Here is a 21136-nt window from a genome sequence, read left to right as displayed (position 1 = left end):
CGATGTTCGAAACCGCGCCTCTCGTCGACATTCCCGAGGATCCCGTTCCGCCCGGCGCGGAGGCCGACTGGTTCGTGGGCTCCGGCGGCGCGAAGCTGCGCGCGGCCCTGTTCACGCCGCCCGGCGACCGCCCCCGCGGCTCGGTCGTCCTGTCGGGCGGGCGCACCGAGCCGATCGAGAAGTACTATGAGACCATCGGCGACTTCATGGATCGCGGCTTCGTCGTGCTGGCCCACGACTGGCGCGGCCAGGGGCTGTCGGCGCGCGAACTGCCCGACCGGCTGAAGGGTCACGCGCGCGGATACCGGGCTTTCCTCGAGGACTTCCGCCGCCTGCTCAACGCCTACGAGGACCGGCTCCCCCAGCCCTGGATCGCGGTCGGCCACTCCATGGGCGGCTGCCTCACCTTGCTCGCCATGGCCAGCGGCGAGCGGCGTTTCGCCGGGGCGGTGCTCTCGGCCCCGATGCTGGGCCTCCAGTTCAACGGCTTCGCGCCCCCCGTCGCCCGCGCGCTGACCGCGCTCAACCTCGGCCTGGGCCGCGCCGGCCGCTACCTGCTGGGCCAGAAGGGCGCGCCGTTCGACGACGCGTTCGAGGGCAATGTGCTGACGCACGATCCCCGTCGCTTCGCCCGGCATCGCGCGCAGATCCGGGCCAATCCCGACCTCGCGCTGGGCGGGCCCACCTGGGGCTGGCTGGATTTCGCGCTGAAGGCCACGGCCTTCCTCGCCCACCCCGAGCGCCTGCGGGCCATCACGGTCCCGGTGGATATCCTCTCGGCCGGCGAGGACGCGCTCGTCGACAACGCCGCCCAGGCCGCCGCGGCCCGCAACCTCCCCCAGGGGCGCCTGATCACCGTTCCCGGCGCCTACCACGAAATCCTCATGGAGACGGACGACATGCGTAACATCTTCTTGCGAGTGTTCGACGCGCTCACGGGCAGGGCCGCGCCGAAGCCCGCCGAGGCCCCCAAGCCCGCGGCCCCCGCCGCGCCCGCCCCCGCCGCGGAGGCGCCGCCCACGCCGGCTCCGGCGCCGACTCCCGCGCCAGCCCCGGCGGCCGCGGCCCCGAAGCCCGCGGCGAAGAAGGCCCCGGCGAAGAAGGCGCCGGCCAGCAAGCCCGCCGCCAAGGCGGCGGCGAAACCCGCTCCGAAGGCCGCGGCCAAGCCGGCAGCTAAGCCGGCCGCCCCCAAGGCCACCGCCCCCAAGGCCGTAGCGGCGAAGCCGGCCGCCAAGCCTGCGGCGAGGAAGGCCCCCGCCGCCCCCAAGGCCGCGACCGCCAAGGCCGCGCCCGCCGCGAAGCCGGCCGCTGCGCCCAAGGCGGCGGCTGCGAAGCCGGCGGCGGTGAAGAAGGCTCCGGTGAAGAAGGTCGCGGCGAAGGCGGCTCCCGCCAAGTCGGCGCCGGCAAAGGCCGCCGCGCCCAAGAAGGCCCCCGCCAAGGCTTCGACGGCCAAGGCCCCCGCGGCCAAGCCAGCGGCGGCCAAGCCTGCCGCGGCGAAGGCGGCTCCGGCTAAGGTCGCCGCCCCGAAGGCGCCGGCCGCCAAGAAGCCCGCGGCCAAGGCGCCCGCCGCGAAGAAGCCTGCCGCGAAGAAGCCCGCGCCGAAGAAGGCCTGAGGCGGCTCAGGCCGCGGCCGGGCGCAGCGCCGTCAGCGCCGCCTCCAGGCAGGCGGGGTCGCCGGCGATGGCGATCTGGCCGCCGTGCGCGCCCACGGGCTCGCCGCGCCAGTCGGTGGTCAGCCCGCCGGCGCCCTGGATCACGGGGATGGCCGCGTCGATGTCCCAGGCCTGGAGCCCCGCCTCGACGACCAGGTCCATCGCGCCAGCGGCGACCATGGCGTAGGCATAGGCGTCGCAGCCCAGCCGCGCGAGCCGCGACGCCTTCCGGACGGCGCGCCAGGCGCGCATCTCCGCGTCGTTGAAGCAGCCTTCGGGATCGGTGGTGGCGATCAGGGCGCCGCCCAGATCGGGACAGGGGCGCACCTTCAGCGGGCGGGTCCCGCCCGGGCCGATCAGTCGCGAGCCGCCGGCGTGGCCGATGTAGGTCTCGCCCAGGAACGGCTGGCCGATCGAACCCAGGACCGGGCGGCCCTGGAAGCGAAGTCCGATGAGGGTGGTCCAGAGCGGCAGGCCGGCGATGAAGGCCCGCGTGCCGTCGACGGGATCGAGGACCCAGACGAACTCGGCGTCCGGCCGATCCTCGCCGTACTCCTCGCCGATGACGCCATGGTCGGGAAAGCGCTCGGAGATGAGGGCGCGGATGGCGCGCTCGGCGCCCTTGTCGGCCTCGGTGACGGGGTCGAAGCCCCGTTCCAGCTTGTTGGTGACGCCGTGCTCGCCGCGGAACAGGGGCAGGATCGCCTTCGCCGCGGCGTGGTTCAGCTCGACCAGGAAGGCGTCGAGCTGCGACAGGCGAGGTTCGGCGAGGGGCGCGGGGTCGGAGGCGGTCATGCGACCGCCTTACCCCGGCTTGGCTCCGGGCTTAAGCCTCGATCTCGCCGTTCATCGCCTTGGCGAGGTCCAGGAGGCGGCGGCGGGGCCGTTCGCCGAGCTGGTAGTTCGCATGGATCAGGTCCTGCGTCTCCTTGCTCGCCAGGGTCTCGTTGGCGGACGAGGCGGTTTCGATGCCCATCGTCTCGCGCTGGTCGCGCGTCAGCCCTTCGTAGAAGTAGCTGACCGGCACCTCCAGCACCGCGGCCAGCTGCCACAGGCGGGCGGCCGACATGCGGTTGGCGGCGCATTCGTACTTTTGAATCTGCTGGAAGCGCACGCCGCAGGCATGCGCCAGTTCCTGCTGGGTGAGCCCCAGCAGGCGGCGGCGGCGGCGAAGGCGCCGACCCAGATGGATGTCGATCTCGTCCATGGAATCCCCGGCCATGACTTCCCTGCGTCCCGCTTCGGGACTCCGTGGTTGAGACATCGCAATTCGCACGCCAGCAGCCTCCATTGCCGACCATGGGCGACCGCGCCTAGGAAGACGGGATGGCCGCACCTAACCATTCATACGTGTCGGTTTTGATTTGGATGCTCGAAGCCGCACTATTTGATGCGGTTTCCGCACTGGCCCGCCTGTTTCCCATAGATTCTGTATCGAATTCAGGCGCCTGGCTATTCGGTCTGCTCGGGCCGTTAACCAGTGCGAATCGTGTGGCCGAGCGGAACCTCCGCATCGCATTCCCCGACGCCGACGACGGCGAGATTAACCAACTCCTCCATGCTCAGTGGGCCGAATTGGGGCGATCCCTAGCCGAGTTCGCGATTGTCGACCGTATCGTCGCCGACACAGGGCGGCTGGAAGTCGAGGGCCGCGAACGCCTCCAGGCGATCGCCGCCGGCGACGGCCCGGTGGTGTTCATCTCGGGCCATTTTTCCAACTTCGAGATGATGGCGGCGGCCATCGTCGGGGCGGGCGTCCCCTGCCAGGTGACCTACCGGGCCATGAACAATCCCTATGTCGACGAGCGGGTCCGCAGGAACCGCTTCCGCTACGGCGTGCGGCTGTTCGCGCCCAAGGGGCTGGAGGGCGCGCGCGAGCTGGTCCGCGCCATCGAGCGGGGTGAGTCCGTCGCGCTGATGAACGACCAGAAGTTCAACGGCGGGGTCGCCGCGCCCCTGTTCGGGGTCATGGCCCACACCGCGCCGGGGCCGTCGACCTTCGCCCTGCGGTTCGGCGTCCCGATCCAACCGCTCAGCGTGCAGCGCACGGGGCCGGGCGCGCGCTTCAAGGTGGTCGTCCACGAGCCCATCCGGCTGGAGGACACCGGCGACCGCAGCGCCGACATCGCCGCCGGCGTGCGGCGCATCAACGCCTTCATCGAGGATCGCGTCCGGGCGCGGCCGACCGAGTGGTTCTGGGTCCACCGGCGCTGGCCGAACGAGGTCTACCGGCGCAACTAGCCCTGCGTCTCCTGCCAGCGCTTCAGCGCCTCGGCGGGCCCGGCGTAGGCCTCCTGCAACTCGGCGCTCCAGTAGCGGAGGTGTTCCAGCGGGATCTTCTGGCCGGTGACGGCGCAGACCACGTAGCGCCCGGGGCGCAGCACCGCATAGTCGCCGTCGCCGTAGTGCAGCTTGGCGAGGTCGTTGGCCGAGAGGTTCCGGTCGTGGGCGTTCATGCCCGCCTATTTAGCGCGTCGGCCGGCCTCAGAACAGATCGCCCTGCGCCGGGCCTCCGGCAGGTCCCGCCGGCCTGGCCTTGGTCCGCGCCGGCTTGGGGGCGGTTTCGGGCGCGCCTGCGCCGTCGATCACCGCCTGGCGGGTGACGGCGTCGCCGAACTTGATGGCCACCTCTTCGCCGCTCTCCAGCGAGGCGCCGGCATGGACCAGCGAGCCGTCGGCGCGCGTCACCCGGGCGAAGCCGCGTTGCAGGGGCCGGTCCGGGTCGACCGAGAGATACAGCTTCGACAGGGCCGCCAGCCGCTCGTCGAGCCGTTCCAGGCGACGGACCATGCTGGGCGCCAGTCGCTCGGCCAGGCGCTCCAGCCGTTCCCGCTGAACGGCCTGCGGCCGCTGGAGCAGCAGCGGCGTCAGCCGGCTGGAGACCGCGACCAGGGCGCGCTCGTGGAGGGCGGCGTTGCGGTCGAGGCCCGCCGCGAGCCGGCTGGAAGCGATGCCGAACCGCTGGGCGGCCAGCTCCACGAGGTCCGGCACGCGCTTCAGCGCCCGGCTGGCGTGGTCGATCCGGCCTCGCCGATCCTCGACGAGGCGCGCCGCGCAGCGATGCATCCGCGCGCCAAGGTCGGCGGTCAGGGCCTTCAGTTCGGCCAGCACCGGCGTCGCCATCTCGGCCGCCGCCGTCGGCGTCGGCGCGCGGCGGTCGGAGACGAAGTCGATCAGGGTGGTGTCGGTCTCGTGGCCCACGGCGCTGATCAGCGGGATCGGGCAGTCGGCCACCGTGCGGGCCAGCGCCTCGTCGTTGAACGGCCAGAGGTCCTCCACCGAGCCGCCGCCGCGCGCCACGATCAGCACGTCGGGCCGCGGGACCGGCCCCGTCTCGGGCAGGGCGGCGAACCCGCGCACCGCCGCGGCCACCTGGGCGGCGGCCTGGTCGCCCTGGACCACCACCGGCCAGACGATCACCCGGCAGGGCCAGCGGTCGCGGATGCGGTGCAGGATGTCGCGGATCACCGCCCCGGTCGGACTGGTCACCACCCCCACCACCGACGGCGTCTCGGGCAGCGGCTTCTTGCGCGCGGCCTCGAACAGCCCCTCGGCCGCCAGCCGCGCCTTCAGCCGTTCCAGCTGGGCGAGCAGGGCGCCGATCCCGGCCGCCTCCATGGTCTCGATGACGATCTGGTAGCGCGAGCCCTGCGGATAGGCGGTGATCTTGCCGGTGACCACCACCTCCAGGCCCTGCTCGGGCCGGATCGACAGGCCCCGCACCTGGCCGCGCCAGACCACCCCGTCGATGGCCGCCTTCTCGTCCTTCAGGGTGAGGTAGACGTGGCCGTTGGAGTGGTGGGTCACCTTCGACAGCTCGCCGCGCAGGCGCACGAAGCCGTAGGCGTCCTCCAGCGTCCGCTTGAGCGCGAACGCCAGCTCGGAGACGGAATAGGGCCGGGCGTTGCCGGTTTCGTCCGTGAGGGGCTCGGCGGTCATGGCGCCAGCCTAGAGCCTTCCCGGATCAGGTGGAATCACCTGATCCGGACGAGAAGGCTCGATCTTCAAGAGTGTAGAGCCCGTCCGGGCGGGTGAACTGGCATCCACTTCACCCTGACGGGCTCTAGCCGCGCCCCCGGCTCAGGGTCACGATGACGATCTCGGGTGGCGCGCGGAACCGCACGGGCAGGATCGAAACGCCCAGTCCGCCGGTGACGTAGAGGATTTTGCCGTCGACGTCGTAGCGCCCGCAGGGCCAGCGGGCCGCGCCGGGCGAGGGCGTGATGGGCCGCCCGATGAAGGGAAGGTTCACCTGGCCGCAGTGCGAATGCGCCGCGATCGTCAGGGCCACGCTCCGCGGGACCTGGGGAAACGCGTCGGGCCAATGGGTCAGGACGATCACGGGTTCGCCGGCCGGCACGGCGGCGAGTGCGTCGTGCGCCGACGGTTGCGCCCTCAACGACGCGAAATCGGCGAGGCCGGCGATCCAGAACGCGCCTTCGGGCCGGTCGATACGCTGGGCGTAGTTCTCCAGCACAGGCGTCTTGGCCTTCCAGAGTTGGGCCTCGATCTCGCGGCCGTCGTACCACCAGTCGTGATTGCCCAGCACCGCGAAGCGTCCGAACCGCGCCTGCGCGCCGCTGAGGGCGGCGACGCCCCGCGCGATCTCGGCCTTGTCATCGGCGCTCCGGGCCCCGGCCGCGAGGTGGCCGCCCACGTAGTCGCCGACGAGGACGATGACGTCGGGGTCTTCGCGGGTCATCCGGGCGGCCACACGCACCACCCTGCGATCGTCGACGTGCGGCGCGCCGACATGCGTGTCGGCCAGCACGCCGATCCGCAGGGGCGGTCCGCGCCAGGCCGGACTCTCGATCGTCACCCGCCGGACGACCAGGATCTCGGGTTCGATCAGGAACGCCCAGACGCCCAGCCCGTAGAGGAGCGCGAACAGGGCAAGTCCGCCGATGCGGAGCCGCGGCCGCTTCCGGCCAAGCCGCATCCAGGCCCACCACGCGGCGATGGGGCCGAGCAGGCCGCCCGCCCAGGCCAGGTACATCAGGGTCCAGGCCACGCGCCGCCCCTACGAAAAAGAACGCGCCCGGCCCTGAGGCTGCTCGCGCAGCTTCGGCTCCGGACGCGTTCCCATCCCCAACGGATAGTCTGGCCGCCGCGTCGGCGGATCTCAGATGTAGCGGCGCAGGCTCCGGGCGAGCTCGGCGGCGCTGGATTTCTTCTTGGTCTGGGCCGGCTGATAGGCGACCTGCGCGTGCTCGTGGCAGTAGGGGCCTTCGTCGGTGCGACGGCCGCAGAAGGTGAAGTTGTCGAGCGAAGGATCGCCGATCGGCCACTTGCACATGTGGGCGCCCAGGGTCAGCACCGTGGCCGTCCCGGGGGTCTCGTCCACATAGCGCGCCGGCGTTGGCGCGGCGGCGGCCGCCACGGGCTCGGCGATGCGGCGCGGGACCGACGGCGCGGCGGCGGCCGGACGCGCCGCGCGCGGGGCCTTGAAGACCGTGCGCTGCGGCTTCGACGGCGCGGCGCGGCCCGACAGGCCCAGGCGGTGCACCTTGCCGATGACGGCGTTGCGCGTCACCCCGCCAAGCTGTTTCGCAATCTGACTCGCGGACAGTCCGTCCTGCCAGAGCTTCTTCAGGAGTTCGACCCGTTCGTCGGTCCAGCCCATGTTTCGCCTCCCACCCAGAGGTTCGCCGGACGCTCCCTAGACGGGGCCGGCATCAACATCTTGTGGCGTTGAGCTAACTCACCGCCCACCAACCACTATCAGTAGTAAACATCTCCCTAACGACCACAATAGGCGCCATCCGGTTCGTCCACAGAAACTAGATGTTGAATCAGATTGCGGCGCCCTTGCGCGAGCGGCGCCCACGGCGCACATCTCGGCCCATGCGAGACCTGCCGATCGCCGAAACGGTGCTGCCGCCGCAGCCGCGCGCCTACCACGGGATGAACTGGGAGGGTCTGAAGACCCTCTATGTCCGCGAGGTGCGGCGCTTCATCAAGGTGGGGTTCCAGACCCTGGCCGCGCCGGTGGTGACGGCGCTGCTCTACATGCTGGTGTTCGTGGTGGCGGTCGGCGGCGGGCGCGCCGTGCATGACATCGCCTACGGCACCTTCGTGGCGCCCGGCCTGATCATGATGCAGATCCTGAGCAACGCCTTCGCCAACTCATCCTCGTCGCTGCTGCAGGCCAAGTTCAACGGCCTGATGGGCGACTTCATCACCCCGCCGCTCTCGCCGGTCGAGCATGTGATCGGTTTCGGGGCCGGCGGCGCGACGCGCGGGGTCCTGGTCGGCGTCATCAGCCTGGCGGCGGTCCTGCCCTTCGCGCAGCTGCCGATCGCCCACGTCTGGGCGGTGCTCTACTTCGGCCTGGGCGCGGCCCTGATCATGGCCTTCCTGGGCATCATGGCGGGGCTGTGGAGCGAGAAGTTCGACCACATCGCCGCGGTCACCAACTTCGTCATCATGCCGATGACGTTCCTGTCGGGGACCTTCTACCTCGTCGAGCGGCTGCCCGAGCCGTTCCGGACGTTCAGCCACTACAACCCGATCTTCTATCTGATCGATGGTTTCCGGTACGGGTTCATCGACCACGCGGAGGGGCGGCTCTGGGTGGGGGTCCCGATGACGGCCATCCTCGTCGTCGCCCTCGGCGCGATCTGCCTTTGGATGTTCCGCACGGGCTACAAGATCAAGACGTAGGCGTCGCGCCGCGGCGGCGGGTCAGCGTCGCGAGCGTGATCCGAGCCGCCGGGCGGTCCGACTGTCGCCAACCGGTCATGCGCGAAGCCTAGGATCGCCCGCGGCGGAACATTGACACGCGAGGCCTTCGAGCGGAAAACGCCAAGCCTTCCGGTCCCCGCCGCCTCGGCGCGCGGGGACGTTCCATTTTGGAGGGCTCTCCCAGTGGCCAACACGACCACGCCGCACGTTCCCAGCGACCACCTCATGGGCGTCTACGCACGCGCCCCGCTGGCGTTCGAGCGAGGCGAGGGCGTGCGACTCTACACGGCCGAGGGCGACGCCTATCTCGACTGCATGGCGGGCATCGCCGTGACCGCGCTCGGCCACAGCCATCCCAAGCTGGTCCAGGCGGTGAAGGATCAGGCCGAGAAGCTGTGGCATACGTCGAACATCTTCCGGATCCCCAACCAGGAGAAGCTGGCCGACCTTCTTACGGCCCACACGTTCGCCGACGTGGTGTTCTTCACCAATTCCGGGGCCGAGGCGATCGAGTGCGCGATCAAGACCGCGCGCAAGTATCACTGGGCCAAGGGGAACCCTGAGAAGATCGACATCATCGGCTTCGACGGTTCGTTCCACGGCCGCACGCTGGCCACCATCTTCGCCGCCGGCAACCCCAGCTACGTCGAGGGCTTCGGCCCTGAACTGCCCGGCTTCGTCCACGCGAAATTCGGCGACATCGAAGCGCTGAAGAAGCTGGTGGGCCCGACCACCGCGGCCATCCTGCTCGAGCCCGTGCAGGGCGAGGGCGGCGCGCGCTCGTGGACCGAGGCCGAGCTGAAGGCGATCCGCCAGCTCTGCGACGAGACCGGCACGCTGCTGATCTACGACGAGATCCAGTGCGGCCTGGGCCGGACCGGCAAGCTCTTCGCCTACGAGTGGGCCGACGCGCCGCCGGATATCATGGCGGTGGCCAAGGCGCTGGGCGGCGGCTTCCCGGTGGGCGCGTGCCTGGCCACCGTCCAGGCGGCCGCCGGCATGACGCCGGGCTCCCACGGCTCCACCTACGGCGGCAACCCGCTGGCCATGGCGGTCGGCGTCGCCTCGGTGGAAGAACTGGTGAAGCCCGAGCTGCTCGCCCATGTGCGCGAAGTGGCCGGCTATCTCAATCAGCAGCTCTCGGGCCTGAAGGACCGGTTCCCCGACGTGGTGCTCGACATCCGCGGCAAGGGCCTGCTGATCGGCGTCAAGCTGGCCACGCCCAACCGCGAGTTCATGCAGTACGCCCGCGACCAGCACCTGCTCATCGCCGGCGGCGGCGACAACTGCGTGCGCCTCCTGCCGCCGCTGACGCTCACCCTCGAGGAAGCCCGCGAGGCCATCGGCCTCATGGAGAAGGCCTGCGAGGCGGCCCAGGCCAAGGCGCGCGAGGAAACGGCGGGCGCGGCATGAGCGCCGCGCCACCCCGTCACTTCCTCGACCTCTGGCGCCTGAGCGGAACCGACCTGCGCGTCATCCTTGAGGACGCCAAGGCCCGCAAGGCCCGCCGCGCCGGCTGGCCCAAGGGCCGGCCCGACGAGGATCACCCCGCGCGCCACCGCACCCTGGCCATGATCTTCGAGAAGAACTCCACCCGGACGCGCTTCTCGTTCGACGCGGCCATGCGCCAGCTGGGCGGCGACGTGATCATCTCCAACGCGGTCGACATGCAGCTCGGCCGCGGCGAGCCGGTGGAGGACACCGCCCGCGTGCTGTCGCGCATGGTGGACGCGGTGATGATCCGCGCCAACGTCCACGAGGACGTCGAGCGCTTCGCCCACTTCGCCACCGTGCCGGTGATCAACGGGCTCTCCGACCGCGGCCACCCGTGCCAGATCATGGCCGACCTGATGACCTTCGAGGAGCACCGCGGCAGCGTCCACGGCAAGACCTTCGCCTGGGTCGGCGACGGCAACAACATGTGCTCCAGCTTCATCCAGGCCGCGCCCAAGCTGGGCTTCCGGCTGAACATCGCCACGCCGGCGGTCTACCACCCTGACATGATGGATCTCGCCCGCGCCGCCGGCGAACAGGGACAGATCCTGACCACCCAGGACCCGGTCGAGGCGGTCCGCGGCGCCGACTGCGTGATCACCGATACCTGGGTCTCCATGGGCGACACCGACCACGACGAGCGTATCGAGGCGCTGGAGCCCTACCAGGTGGACAGCCGGCTCATGGGCATGGCCGCCAAGGACGCGGTGTTCCTCCACTGCCTGCCGGCGCACCGCGGCGAAGAGGTGACCGATGAGGTCATCGACGGTCCGCAGAGCCTGATCTGGGACGAGGCCGAAAACCGGATCCACGCCCAGAAGTCGATCCTGGCCTGGTGCTTCGGGGCGATCTGACCGTGGCGGGGGCGCCGGGCTCCGCCAGGCGCCCGGGAGGAGACGTGATGAAGTTTGCAGCCGGTCTGGCGCTCGCCCTGGCGACGGGGGCGGGCGCCCATGCCGCGCCTGCGGGGTTCGACGCCCTGTTCTCGCGCTTCACGCCGCAGACGCCGGGCTGCGCCATCGGCGTGGAATCGGCGGGCGCGGCGCAGATGTTCCGCGGCTACGGCTCGGCCGATCTGGAGCACGCCGTCCCGGTCACCCCCGACACCGTCTTCGAGGCGGGCTCGGTCTCCAAGCAGTTCACCGCCGCCTCGATCCTGCTGCTGGCGGGCGAGGGCAAGCTCGCGCTCTCCGACGACATCCGCAAATACCTGCCCGAGATGCCTGCCTACGAGCGGCCGATCACCATCGACATGCTGCTCTCCCACACCAGCGGGCTGCGTGACTGGGGCGACGTGATGTCCCTGGCGGGCTGGCCCCGGACGACGCGGGTCTACGCCAACGCCGAGACTTTGCAGATCGCCGCCCGCCAGCGCGCGCTCAACTACGCGCCGGGCGAGGCCTATTCCTACACCAACACCGGCTACAATCTGGCCGCCATCATCGTGGGGCGGGTGAGCGGCCAGAGCCTCGCCGACTTCACCCGCGACCGCCTGTTCCAGCCGCTCGGCATGACCCACACCGCCTGGCGCGACGATTTCCGCCGCATCGTGCCCGGCCGGGCGGTCGCCTACGAGGCGCGCAAGGGCGGCGGCTTCGAACAGCAGATGCCGTTCGAGAACACCTACGGCCACGGCGGCCTGCTCACCACGGTCGGCGACCTGCTGGTCTGGAACGACGCCCTCACGAACGGGAAGCTCGGGCCGAAGGTCACCGCCCAGCTGCAGGAGCGGGCCACGCTCACCGGCGGGCGGAAGATCGCCTACGCCCGCGGGCTCTTCGTGCAGACCTGGCGTGGGGAAGCCGAGGTCGCTCACAGCGGCTCCACGGCCGGCTATCGCGCCTGGCTGGGCCGGCTGCCGGCCCGCGGCCTGTCGGTGGCGCTGCTCTGCAACGAAGGCGACGTCAATCCGACCGAGCTGGCCCACCAGGTGGTCGACCTCTATCTGCCGTCGGCGCCCGCCGCGCCGCCGCCGGCCGCGACCCCGGCGGCCGATCTGGACGCCTTGCCCGGCCTCTACGTCGACGAGCGGACCGGCGGGGTGCTGAAGGTCGCCGCGCGCCGGGGCCGCCTCGGCGCCACGGGGGTGGGCTGGCTCACGCCGGACGCGGCGGGCGGCTACGCCGGGCGCGGGTCGACCTTCGCGTTCTCGACGGGCGGCGTCCTGCGCCATACGCCCGATGGTGAGACGATCGGCTATCGGCGGGTCACGCCCGTCACGCCCACGGCCGACGAGCTGGCGGCGCTCGTCGGGACCTATGCGAGCGACGAGGCGGGCGCTGTCCTGACCGCCGAGCTCCGGGACGGAAAGCTGGTGCTCGTCCACCCCGACCGGCCCGCCGAGCCGGTCGTCGCCGAGCCGCTCTACCGCGACGCCTTCCGTGGGACCGGCGCGCTGATCCGCGTGATCCGCGGCGCCGATGGCCAGGTTGCCGCGCTGCGCGTCACGGGCGGCCGCATCTACGCCATGGACTTCGTGCGCCAGCCTTAGGTTGAAGGTCCGGCCAACAGCTTAAGAAGATTATAGATCGTCATGGCCCGGCTTGTCCGGGCCATCCATGAACGCCGCGCCGTCGCCGCCAAACCGGCCGATGTCCGTGTTCATGGGTCGCCCGGACAAGCCGGGCGATGACGACGCGGGGCGGTTGATCGAGTCGGCAACCTATTTCGGACGCAGGCCCTAGGACGACCCGCCGCGTTCGCAACCGGGCCGACGCGGCCTATATTGGCGCCATGTCCGATCCTGCCATTCCCGACGACGTCGTCGGCGCCTTCCAGATCGACGGCGAGCCCGTGCGCGGCCGCGTGGTGCGCCTGGGCCCCGCGATCGATGAGGTGCTGCGCGGCCACGCCTACCCCGAGCCCGTGGCCAATCTGCTGGGCGAAGCCTGCGCGCTCGCCGCCCTCGTGGGCTCCAATCTCAAGTTCGAAGGCCGGCTGATCGTCGAGGCCCGCGGCGCCGGCGCCGTGCGCTACGTCGTCGCCGACTACGACACCTCCGGCGGCCTGCGCGGCTACTGCCGTTTCGACGCGGCCGAGGTCGAGGCCGCGTCCGGGGGCTTCCAGCGTCCCGGGGCCAAGTCGCTGCTGGGCGAGGGCGTCTTCATGATGACCGTCGACCAGGGCGCGGCGATGGACCGCTACCAGGGCGTCACCGACATCCAGGGCGAGACCCTGGCGCTCTGCGCCGAGCAGTACTTCGCCCAGTCCGAGCAGACGCCCACGCGGGTCCGCCTGGCGGTGGGCGGCGAGGGGGGCGCCTGGCGCGCCGGCGGCTTCCTCGTGCAGTACATCGCCGACGACGACGCCCGGGGCTCCACCCAGGAGGCCTGGACGCGCACCCAGGCGTTCTTCGAGACCATCGGCGAGGACGAGCTGCTCGACGCCGACCTCTCGTCGAACCGCCTGCTGTTTCGCCTCTTCCACGAGGACGGGGTGCGGGTGTTCGGCTCCAAGCCGCTGCGAGCCTTCTGCCGTTGCAGCCAGGAGCGCATCGAGACGGTGCTGAAGTCGTTCGACGCGGCCGAGCGCGACGAGATGGTCGAACCCGACGGCAAGATCCGCGTCACCTGCGAGTACTGCAGCCGGGTCTATGCGGTGGAGCCGGGCGTGCTCGCCAGCGCCTGATTCCGCTGAGCCGCGCGGTGGTCTAGGTTCGGCGCCTCATCCCCGTGGTCCGCCTTGCCTCCAAGCCCTACCGCCTCGCCGCCGCCAGGGTCCCGCCCGGGACGGCTGTCGGCTGCGGAGCGCCGTGCGGCCCTGGTCGCCGCGGCGCGCGTCGTGGTCCTGGCCCAGGGCTACCTCCCGGCGTCGATGGAGGCCCTGGCGCGCCGCGCCGGCGTGAGCAAGGCCCTGATCTACGCCCACTTCCCCCGGCAGCATGACCTCTACGCCGCGCTCGTGGAGGCCGAACTCGACGATCTCGAGGCCCACGGTCTCGCGGACGCCGCCGGCCGCGCCGATCTCGCCGACGCCGCCTGCGCCGCGGCCGAGGCCTATCGCGCCCATGTCGAGCGGCGCGGCCCCATCCTGCACCTCATCTATCGCGACCCCTACATGCGCGGCCGCCTGCCCGAGCGGGCGCGCCGCCTGCGCGACCGCATCCTGGGCGGCTTCGCCCGGCGGATCCGCCGCGGCCACGGGTTGTCCGCGCGCGAGGCCGTGGCCGCCGTGAACCTGATCCTGACGGCGCCCGAGGAGGCCGGGCGGCTCGCCTGGCAGGGCGCCGTGGCGCCGGAGGCGGCGCGGGTGAGCTGCCGGGAGCTCACCCTGGGCTGCCTGGCTTCGCTAGGCGGGGCTCCGGCCGCGTGACAGCCGCGCGATGCGCCGGTTGCCCTGGCGCACCATCGCCTGGCTGAGCGCCTCGGCCTGGGCGAGGTCGATGCGGCCCCGCGCCAGCAGCCGGCCCGCGCGCAGGCAGACCGCGGTCAGGATGGTCGTGGCGCACAGCGCGATGTCGGGATCGACGCCGGAGTCCCGCGAGAAGCGCTCGGCCACCGCGCGGCCGCGGACGGCGCGGGAGGCGTCCCGCTCGGACCGCAGGCCCTCGCGGACGGCCGGATTGCCCAGCAGCAGCTGCAGCAGCGCGCCCCGGCGCTCCACATGACGCAGGTAGGCGGTGGTCGAGCGGGCCAGGCGCTCGGCGGCCGTCGATCCGCCTTCGATCTCGGCCGCCTGGGCCAGCCTCAGGGTTTCGAGCTCTCTCCGCGCCAGCTCGACCAGCACGTCGGCCTGCCGGGGAAAGTAGGACTGGACCAGCGCCTCGCTCACGCCGGCCTCGCCGGCGATCCGCTTCAGGCTGGCGGCGTGCACGCCCTCATGGCCGATGAGGTTCGCAGCGACGTCGAGGATCTGCGCGCGTCGGTCCTCGGGGTCGAGGCGCCGGCGCGGCGCGTCCGGGGTCGCCGGCAGGCCGGGCGGCGGTTCGACGTCGCCGCGGCGCCTCCGCGCCCAGTAGCCGCGCGGCGGGCAGGGCACGCCGAGGCGCGCGCACAGCTTGGCCAGGCCCGTGCGGCTGAGCCCCAGGTCGGCGGCCACGTCCGCCAGCGGCTCTTCCCAGACACGGGCGTACAGCGCCTCGCGGCTCGGCGGCTCGGCCGTCGCGGTGGTCTTGCCCGTTCGTCGCATCCTTCGCCGATGCCCCATCGCACGCGTCACGGCAAGGCCGCCCTCGCGCCGGATTCGGGTTGCCGTCTCGCGGTCTTCGAGTCTATTGGTGTGATAGTCAATATGCGCAGGGGGAATGCGAGATGACCTACGTCAGCGGCCGGATCGTTCATGACGCCGACAGCCACGTCATGGAGACGCGGGAGTGGCTCGATCCCTTCCTCGACGCGGCGCTCAAGGGCGAGCTGAAGCCGCTCTACGGCCGCGAGCCGGGCCGGATCGACAAGCTGCTCGACGCGGCCAAGGCGCGGAAGGGCGACGCGGAAGCCGAGGCCAGGGCGCTCGACAACGCCATCGCCGGGCCCAAGGGATGGTCGGCGTTCGGGGCCTTCGACGCCGACGAGCGTCGCCGGGTGCTGGATTCCTTCGGCTTCTCGTCCCAGCTCGTGTTCGCCACCTCGTCGCTGGCGCCGGCCCTGGCCGCCAAGACCGAGGACGCGCTCTACGGCGGTGTCCGCGCCCACAACCTCGCCATGGGCGCCTTCTGCGCCGGCGATCCGCGGCTGATCGGCGTGGCCTATGTCCCGCTCGACAATCCGGCGCGGGCCCTGGAAGAGACCAACGCCGCGCTCGAAGCCGGCAACGGCGCGATCTGGGTGTCGGCCGGGCCGGCGGGCGAGCGTTCGCCCGGCCACCCCGATTTCGATCCGATCTGGGCGCGCCTCTGCGAGGCCGACGTCCCGTTCGTCCTGCACATCGGGCCGGGGACCAAGACCCAGCCCAAGGCCTTCCGCAACAACGGGCGCGAACGCGCCCCCGACCTGCACGGCGGCGGCGAGAACCTGCGCTTCGCCGACTACATCATGCTGAGCTTCGCGCCGCAGGTGTTCCTGACGGCCATGGTCTACGACGGCGTCTTCGAGCGCTTCCCGAAGCTGCGCGGCGGCGTCATCGAGGCGGGCGCGGGCTGGGCGCCGGAGTTCCTCCGCGAGCTTGACCTCGGCTTCAAGAGCTTCAAGCGCACCGACCCCTACCTGCAGGCGATGCCGATGACGCCGTCCCAGTACATCCGCCGCGCCATCAAGTTCACGCCGTTCCCGGGCGAGGACGTGGGCCGCATGATCGCCGACGGGGGCGCCGAGCTGTTCATGTTCTCAAGCGACTACCCGCACCCTGAGGGGACCAACGATCCGCTGGGCCGCTTCGAGCGGACGATGGGCGACCTCGACGAGGCGTCGAAGGAGAAGTTCTACCGGACCAACTTCGAGGAGATGATCGGCCCGGGCGGCATGGCGCGGACGGCCGAGGCTCGCAGACCCGCGCTGGCGTCCGCCTAGAGCCTTTCCCGTTCAAATGGAATCATTTGAACGGGACAAAAAGGCGCTAAATCAAAGGTTTGAGCGCGATCTGATCGCAAAACCGCGTTCCACTTTTGCGGATCGCGCTCTAGAGCCGTCCTCAGGTGTCGTGGTCGGGGTGCTGCAGGCCGACGATGCTCGCCAGGTGCGCCGCCGCCCGCGGCTCGGTCGGATCGTGGGCCGGCAGGTCAGCCAGGGCGTCGAAGCCCGGAAGCTTGCTCGGGCTGTCCAGCTGCTCGCTGAACCGGACGGCGGTCGGATCGTCGAGCACGCCCACCATCACCGACGTCAGGCCGCCGACATGCTCCCACGTCAGCGGCGTGCCGCAGGCCGCGCAGAAGCCGCGCCAGACCTTGTTGGAGCTCTGGAACCGTTTGCGCTCGCCGCGGGTCCAGGTGAGGCCGTCCAGCGCGACATAGGGGCCGAAGAGTCCGCCGGTGGCCTTCTGGCACATCCGGCAGTGGCAGATGCTGGCTTCGCCCAGGCCGCTGGCCGAGAAGCGCACCGCGCCGCACTGGCAGCCGCCCGTGACGCTCACGCGGCCTCCCGCACGCGCACGGTGGCGATCAGGCGCCTGCCGTCGTGGCCGGTGACGGTCATGGCTGCGATCCCGCCGACCTCGGCCTCGCCGGCGAAGGCGATCTCGGTGAAGTCGGGCGCGCGGGCGACCCCCGGCCGCTCGACCAGCCCGTCGAGCGTGCGGCCGACCTGGGCGTCGAGGTGTCGGGCCAGCGCCGCCTCGCCCGCCGCTCGCAGCCGCGCCGCGCGCGCCTTGACCACGTCGCGGGCCACCTGCGGCATCCGCGCCGCCGGCGTGCCGGGGCGGGGGCTGAACGGGAAGACGTGCAGGAAGGCCAGTTCCGCGTCCTCGACCAGCGCCAGGGTGTTCTCGAACATCTCGTCCGTCTCGGTCGGGAAGCCGGCGATCAGGTCCGCACCGAAGGCGACGTCGGGCCGCGCCGCGCGCACCTCGGCGGCCAGCTTCAGGGCGTCGGCGCGGGAATGGCGGCGCTTCATCCGCTTCAGGATCATGTCGTCGCCCGCCTGCAGCGACAGGTGCAGGTAGGGCGCCAGCCTCGGCTCTTCCGCCAGGCAGCGCAGCAGGTCGGGGTCGATCTCGGCGGCGTCGATCGACGACAGGCGCAGGCGCGGCAGTTCGGGGACCAGCTTGAGGATGCGCGCCACCAGCTGGCCCAGGGTCGGCTGGCCCGGCAGGTCGGCGCCCCAGCTCGTGACGTCCACGCCCGTCAGCACCACCTCGCGGTAGCCCTGGGCGGCCAGGCGCTGGACCTGCGCCACCACCTCGCCCGCCGGCGCCGAACGCGAGTTCCCGCGGCCGTAGGGGATGATGCAGAAGGTGCAGCGGTGGTCGCAGCCGTTCTGGACCTCGACGTAGGCGCGCGCCCGGTCCTTCAGCCCGTCGATCAGGTGCCCGGCCGTCTCGCGCACGCTCATGATGTCGTTCACGCGCACCCGCGCCGGTTCGGCGTCGAACTTCGGGGGCGCGTAGGCGCCGGCCTCGGTCTTCTCCGCGTTGCCCAGCACGAGGTCCACCTCGGCCATGGCGGCGAAAGCCGCGGGATCGATCTGGGCCGCGCAGCCGGTGACGATCAGCTTCGCGCCCGGCCGCTCGCGCCGCGCCTTGCGGATCGCCTGCCGCGCCTGGCGCACCGCCTCGCCCGTCACCGCGCAGGTGTTGAAGACGATGGCGTCGGACAGCCCGTCCTCGGCCGCCCGCCGGCGGATCACCTCGCTCTCGTAGGCGTTCAGCCGGCAGCCGAAGGTGACGATGTCGACGTCGGCCTCGGGATGGACCTCGGCGGCGATCTCGGGCGTCACGTCCTTCATGGGAGGTGGCCCGCGAAGTCCACGGCCGCCGGGCCGGTCATGATCACATGGCCGTCGTCGCGCCATTCGACGAACAGCTCGCCGCCGTCCAGCTCCAGGGTCGCGTGCCGGCCGGTCAGCTCGCGCCGCGCCGCCGCCACCAGCGCCGCGCAGGCGCCCGTGCCGCAGGCCTTGGTCAGCCCCGCGCCGCGCTCCCACACCCGCAGGCGGATGCGGTCGGGGCCCTTCACCTGGGCGAAGCCGACGTTCACGTGCGCCGGGAACAGGGGATGGCGCTCCACCGCCGGGCCCGCCTCGGCCACCGGCGCGGCGTCGATGTCGTCCACGAAGAACACCACGTGCGGGTTGCCCATCGAGACGCACCCGGGCGCCGCCTTCAGCGCCGGGTGGTCGTAGAGCGCCACGTCCAGGGCGCGGGTGTCGTGTTCCTCGGCCAGCGGGATGTCGCGCCAGTCGAGGCGCGGTTCGCCCATGTCGACGCTGACCAGCCGGTCGCCGGCGCGCGTGGCGACGAGGCGTCCGGCCTGGGTCTCGATCACCGCCTCGTTCTTGCCGGTCGATTGCATGAGCAGCCAGCCGACGCATCGCGTGCCGTTGCCGCAGGCGCCCACCTCCTCGCCGTCGGCGTTCCAGAACCGCACCCGCGCGTCGGCGCCGGTCATCGGCTCGATCACGATGAGCTGGTCGCAGCCGATCCCCGTCTCGCGGTCTGCGATGGCGCGCACCTCCTCGGCCGTCGGCGAGAACGGGCCGGAGCGGGTCTCGAGCACGACGAAGTCGTTGCCGAGGCCGTTCATCTTCAGGAACGGGCGGGTCATGACCGCGGCTATATAGGCGAAGACGCCGCTCGTCGCACGCGGACCTGACAGACGCGGCCCTCTGCCGCTAGAGATGGGGCATGAAATCCCTCGTCTGCGCGGTCGCCGCGCTCGCCCTTGCCCCGCTGGCCGTCCATGCCGAGGCGGCGCAGCCCGACCCCTTCGCCTGGCTTGAGGATGTCGACTCCGCCAAGTCGATGGCCTGGGTCGAGCAGCAGAACGCCCGCACGGCGGACCGCCTGGAGAAGGACCCGCGCTACGAGGTGTTCCGCAAGCAGGCCCTGGCGATCTTCACGGCGCAGGACCGCATCCCCATGCCCCGCTTCCGCGCCGGCGGCGTCGACAACCTCTGGCAGGACGCGGCCCACGTCCACGGCCTGTGGCGCCACGCCAGCCTGGAAAGCTACCGGACCGAGACGCCGGCCTGGGACACGCTGATCGACCTCGACGCGCTCTCGAAGGCCGAGGGCAGGAACTGGTTCTTCAAGGGCGCGACCTGCCTGAAGCCCGCCGAAACCCTGTGCCTGGTCCGCCTTTCCGACGGCGGCGGCGACGCCGTCGAGATCCGCGAGTTCGACATCGCGAAGAAGGCCTTCGTCGAGGGCGGCTTCCGGTTCCCGACCGGCAAGCAGAGCGTCGACTGGATCGACAAGAACACGCTCCTCGTCGCCAGGGAGTGGACGCCCGGCGAAGTCACGACGTCTGGCTACGCCTACGTCGTGAAGATTCTGAATCGCGGCGGAATTGGTCAGCAATTGGCGGCCGGCGAGGTGTTCCGCGGCGAGAAGACGGACGTCTCGGCCCAGCCGAGTGTCCTCCATGGCGAAGGCGGCCTCACCGATGGCGTCATCGTCAACCGCGCCGTCACCTTCTTCGAGAGCGAGTACAGCCTCGCGACCGACCATGGCCTCGTGCGCATCCCCCTGCCGCCCAAGGCGGACTACCAAGCCTATGTCTCCGGCCAGGTGGTGTTCGACCTCAAGGAGGCCTGGAACGGCTTCGGCGCGGGCGCGGTGATCGCCTACGATCTCACCGCCCTGAAGGCCGACGCCGCTCACGCCAAGCCGACGCTGATCTTCCAGCCCGGACCGCGCCAGGCCGTGCAGCAGATCGACGCCACCGATGGCCGCCTCGTCATCGCGCTGCTGGAGGACGTGAAGGGCGCGATCGACGTCTATGCGTTCAAGGACGGCGCTTGGGCGTCGAAGCGTCTTCCGCTGCCGCAGGGCGCCAACCTGACCCTGGTGGACACCGACGGCCACAGCGACCGGCTGTTCGCCACCGCCGAGGGCTTCCTCGACCCCACCTCCCTGTGGCTGGCCGACGCGGCCGCCGACACGGCCGGCAAGGTCAAGGCGCTGCCGCCCCGGTTCGACGCCTCGAAGGACGTGGTCGAACAGTTCTGGGCCACGTCCTCCGACGGGACGAAGATTCCCTACTTCGTGGTCTGCCCGAAGGACATGAAGCCCGACGGCTCCACGCCCACCATCATGTACGGCTACGGCGGCTTCGAGGTCGCCAAGCCGCCGATCTACCTGCCCGAGATGGGCCGGATCTGGCTGGAGCGCGGCGGCGCCTACGTCATCGCCAACATCCGCGGCGGCGGCGAGTTCGGCCCGGCCTGGCACCAGTCGGTGCTGCGCGAGAAGCGCCAGCTCGCCTTCGACGACTTCGCCGCCGTGGCCAAGGACCTCGCCGCCCGCGGGATCACGTCACCGCGTCGGCTCGGCATCTACGGCCGCTCGAACGGCGGCGTCCTGACCAGCGTGTCGATCACCCAGCATCCCGAGCTGTGGAACGCCGCGGTCATCGAAAGCCCGCTGATCGACATGCTGCGCTACAACCACCTGTCCGCGGGCGCGTCCTGGGTGGGCGAGTATGGCGACCCCGACGTCCCGGCCGACCGCGCCTTCATCGCCAGGTATTCGGCCTACCAGAACCTCAAGCCCGGCGTGAAATATCCGGAGCCCTACATCACCACCAACACCCGCGACGACCGGGTCCATCCGGGCCATGCGCGGAAGTTCGCCGCCGCCCTGGCCGCGCTCGGCGATCCCTACCTCTATTACGAGCAGACCTTCGGCGGTCACGCCAACGATGCCGACCCCGAACTCAATGCGCGGCGCTGGGCGCGCCACTACGTCTATCTGGCCCAGAAGCTGATGGACTGAGGGCG

General features: G+C 71.4%; 20 protein-coding genes. 10 read left to right on the top strand and 10 right to left on the bottom strand.

The genetic code is table 11. The features are described from left to right. Positions 1–2: 2 nt before the first annotated feature. A complete protein-coding gene (locus GC203_RS23920) occupies positions 3–1613 on the top strand; it encodes an alpha/beta hydrolase (RefSeq protein WP_366501586.1) in 1611 nt (536 codons plus the stop codon). A gap of 6 nt (positions 1614–1619) precedes the next feature. On the opposite strand, the gene hisN is transcribed toward GC203_RS23920, so the two are convergent. Both hisN and GC203_RS08365 read right to left on the bottom strand, forming a co-directional pair. Continuing rightward, the gene (hisN, locus tag GC203_RS08370) at positions 1620–2447 is read right to left on the bottom strand and encodes a histidinol-phosphatase (protein WP_293453263.1); all 828 of its coding nucleotides are present in this window, start codon (positions 2445–2447) and stop codon (positions 1620–1622) included. Positions 2448–2478: 31 nt separating this feature from the next. Then, positions 2479–2874, bottom strand: a complete 396-nt coding sequence (locus GC203_RS08365) for a helix-turn-helix transcriptional regulator (protein ID WP_293453261.1) — start codon at positions 2872–2874, stop codon at positions 2479–2481. A gap of 104 nt (positions 2875–2978) precedes the next feature. On the opposite strand from GC203_RS08365, the gene GC203_RS08360 reads away from it, so the two are divergent. Further along, a complete protein-coding gene (locus GC203_RS08360) occupies positions 2979–3893 on the top strand; it encodes a lysophospholipid acyltransferase family protein (RefSeq protein ID WP_293453259.1) in 915 nt (304 codons plus the stop codon). Here GC203_RS08360 and GC203_RS08355 read toward each other — a convergent pair. From GC203_RS08355 to GC203_RS08340, 4 genes are all read right to left on the bottom strand, one after another. Beyond that, positions 3890–4108: a DUF2093 domain-containing protein gene (locus GC203_RS08355; RefSeq protein WP_293453257.1), complete on the bottom strand. Its 219-nt coding sequence runs from the start codon at positions 4106–4108 to the stop codon at positions 3890–3892. The two genes, GC203_RS08360 and GC203_RS08355, sit on opposite strands and share 4 nt — an antisense overlap. Before the next feature lie 28 nt (positions 4109–4136). Then, the gene (gene xseA / locus GC203_RS08350; RefSeq protein WP_293453255.1) at positions 4137–5591 is read right to left on the bottom strand and encodes an exodeoxyribonuclease VII large subunit; all 1455 of its coding nucleotides are present in this window, start codon (positions 5589–5591) and stop codon (positions 4137–4139) included. Between the two features lie 124 nt (positions 5592–5715). Then, positions 5716–6663, bottom strand: coding sequence for a metallophosphoesterase (locus GC203_RS08345; protein ID WP_293453253.1), 948 nt, complete (start codon positions 6661–6663; stop codon positions 5716–5718). Between the two features lie 111 nt (positions 6664–6774). Continuing rightward, positions 6775–7275 carry a GcrA family cell cycle regulator gene (locus tag GC203_RS08340; RefSeq protein ID WP_293453251.1) on the bottom strand — a complete coding sequence of 167 codons (501 nt, stop codon included), beginning with the start codon at positions 7273–7275 and terminating at the stop codon, positions 6775–6777. Between the two features lie 221 nt (positions 7276–7496). On the opposite strand from GC203_RS08340, the gene GC203_RS08335 reads away from it, so the two are divergent. From GC203_RS08335 to GC203_RS08310, 6 genes are all read left to right on the top strand, one after another. Next, complete coding sequence (locus GC203_RS08335) at positions 7497–8315, top strand: ABC transporter permease (protein WP_293453249.1); 819 nt, start codon at positions 7497–7499, stop codon at positions 8313–8315. Between the two features lie 246 nt (positions 8316–8561). After that, positions 8562–9749 (top strand): aspartate aminotransferase family protein, encoded by a 1188-nt coding sequence (locus GC203_RS08330; RefSeq protein ID WP_293453353.1) that lies wholly within the window; start codon positions 8562–8564, stop codon positions 9747–9749. Further along, positions 9746–10684, top strand: a complete 939-nt coding sequence (argF, locus tag GC203_RS08325; protein ID WP_293453247.1) for an ornithine carbamoyltransferase — start codon at positions 9746–9748, stop codon at positions 10682–10684. Before GC203_RS08330 ends, argF begins: the two co-directional genes overlap by 4 nt. A gap of 47 nt (positions 10685–10731) precedes the next feature. Next, complete coding sequence (locus GC203_RS08320) at positions 10732–12321, top strand: serine hydrolase domain-containing protein (protein WP_293453245.1); 1590 nt, start codon at positions 10732–10734, stop codon at positions 12319–12321. A gap of 242 nt (positions 12322–12563) precedes the next feature. Further along, entirely contained in the window at positions 12564–13457 is an 894-nt protein-coding gene (locus GC203_RS08315) for an Hsp33 family molecular chaperone (protein ID WP_293453243.1), read from the top strand. 54 nt (positions 13458–13511) lie between these two features. After that, on the top strand, positions 13512–14141 hold the full coding sequence (locus GC203_RS08310) for a TetR/AcrR family transcriptional regulator (protein ID WP_293453242.1): 630 nt from the start codon (positions 13512–13514) through the stop codon (positions 14139–14141). Here the strand turns inward: GC203_RS08310 and GC203_RS08305 are convergent. Beyond that, positions 14118–14957, bottom strand: coding sequence for a TetR/AcrR family transcriptional regulator (locus tag GC203_RS08305; RefSeq protein ID WP_293453241.1), 840 nt, complete (start codon positions 14955–14957; stop codon positions 14118–14120). The genes GC203_RS08310 and GC203_RS08305 overlap by 24 nt on opposite strands. A 122-nt stretch (positions 14958–15079) precedes the next feature. Between GC203_RS08305 and GC203_RS08300 the strand changes: the two genes are divergently transcribed. Then, complete coding sequence (locus GC203_RS08300; protein WP_293453240.1) at positions 15080–16273, top strand: amidohydrolase family protein; 1194 nt, start codon at positions 15080–15082, stop codon at positions 16271–16273. Positions 16274–16394: 121 nt separating this feature from the next. Here GC203_RS08300 and GC203_RS08295 read toward each other — a convergent pair whose 3' ends face one another. The 3 genes from GC203_RS08295 to dapF are packed head-to-tail and all read right to left on the bottom strand — an operon-like array spanning position 16395 to position 18960. Continuing rightward, positions 16395–16832: a GFA family protein gene (locus GC203_RS08295; protein ID WP_293453239.1), complete on the bottom strand. Its 438-nt coding sequence runs from the start codon at positions 16830–16832 to the stop codon at positions 16395–16397. Beyond that, positions 16829–18142 carry a tRNA (N(6)-L-threonylcarbamoyladenosine(37)-C(2))-methylthiotransferase MtaB gene (gene mtaB / locus GC203_RS08290; protein WP_293453238.1) on the bottom strand — a complete coding sequence of 438 codons (1314 nt, stop codon included), beginning with the start codon at positions 18140–18142 and terminating at the stop codon, positions 16829–16831. The genes GC203_RS08295 and mtaB overlap by 4 nt, the downstream gene beginning before the upstream one ends. Next, entirely contained in the window at positions 18139–18960 is an 822-nt protein-coding gene (dapF, locus tag GC203_RS08285) for a diaminopimelate epimerase (RefSeq protein WP_293453236.1), read from the bottom strand. Before dapF ends, mtaB begins: the two co-directional genes overlap by 4 nt. An 80-nt stretch (positions 18961–19040) precedes the next feature. Between dapF and GC203_RS08280 the strand changes: the two genes are divergently transcribed. Beyond that, entirely contained in the window at positions 19041–21131 is a 2091-nt protein-coding gene (locus GC203_RS08280; protein ID WP_293453235.1) for a prolyl oligopeptidase family serine peptidase, read from the top strand. Positions 21132–21136 lie beyond the last annotated feature (5 nt).

This window comes from Phenylobacterium sp. (genome assembly GCF_016124325.1).
Classification (GTDB): Bacteria; Pseudomonadota; Alphaproteobacteria; order Caulobacterales; family Caulobacteraceae; genus Phenylobacterium.
The sequence above is the reverse complement of the archived record's forward strand: the minus strand, read 5'-3'. Positions and strand labels throughout refer to the sequence as shown.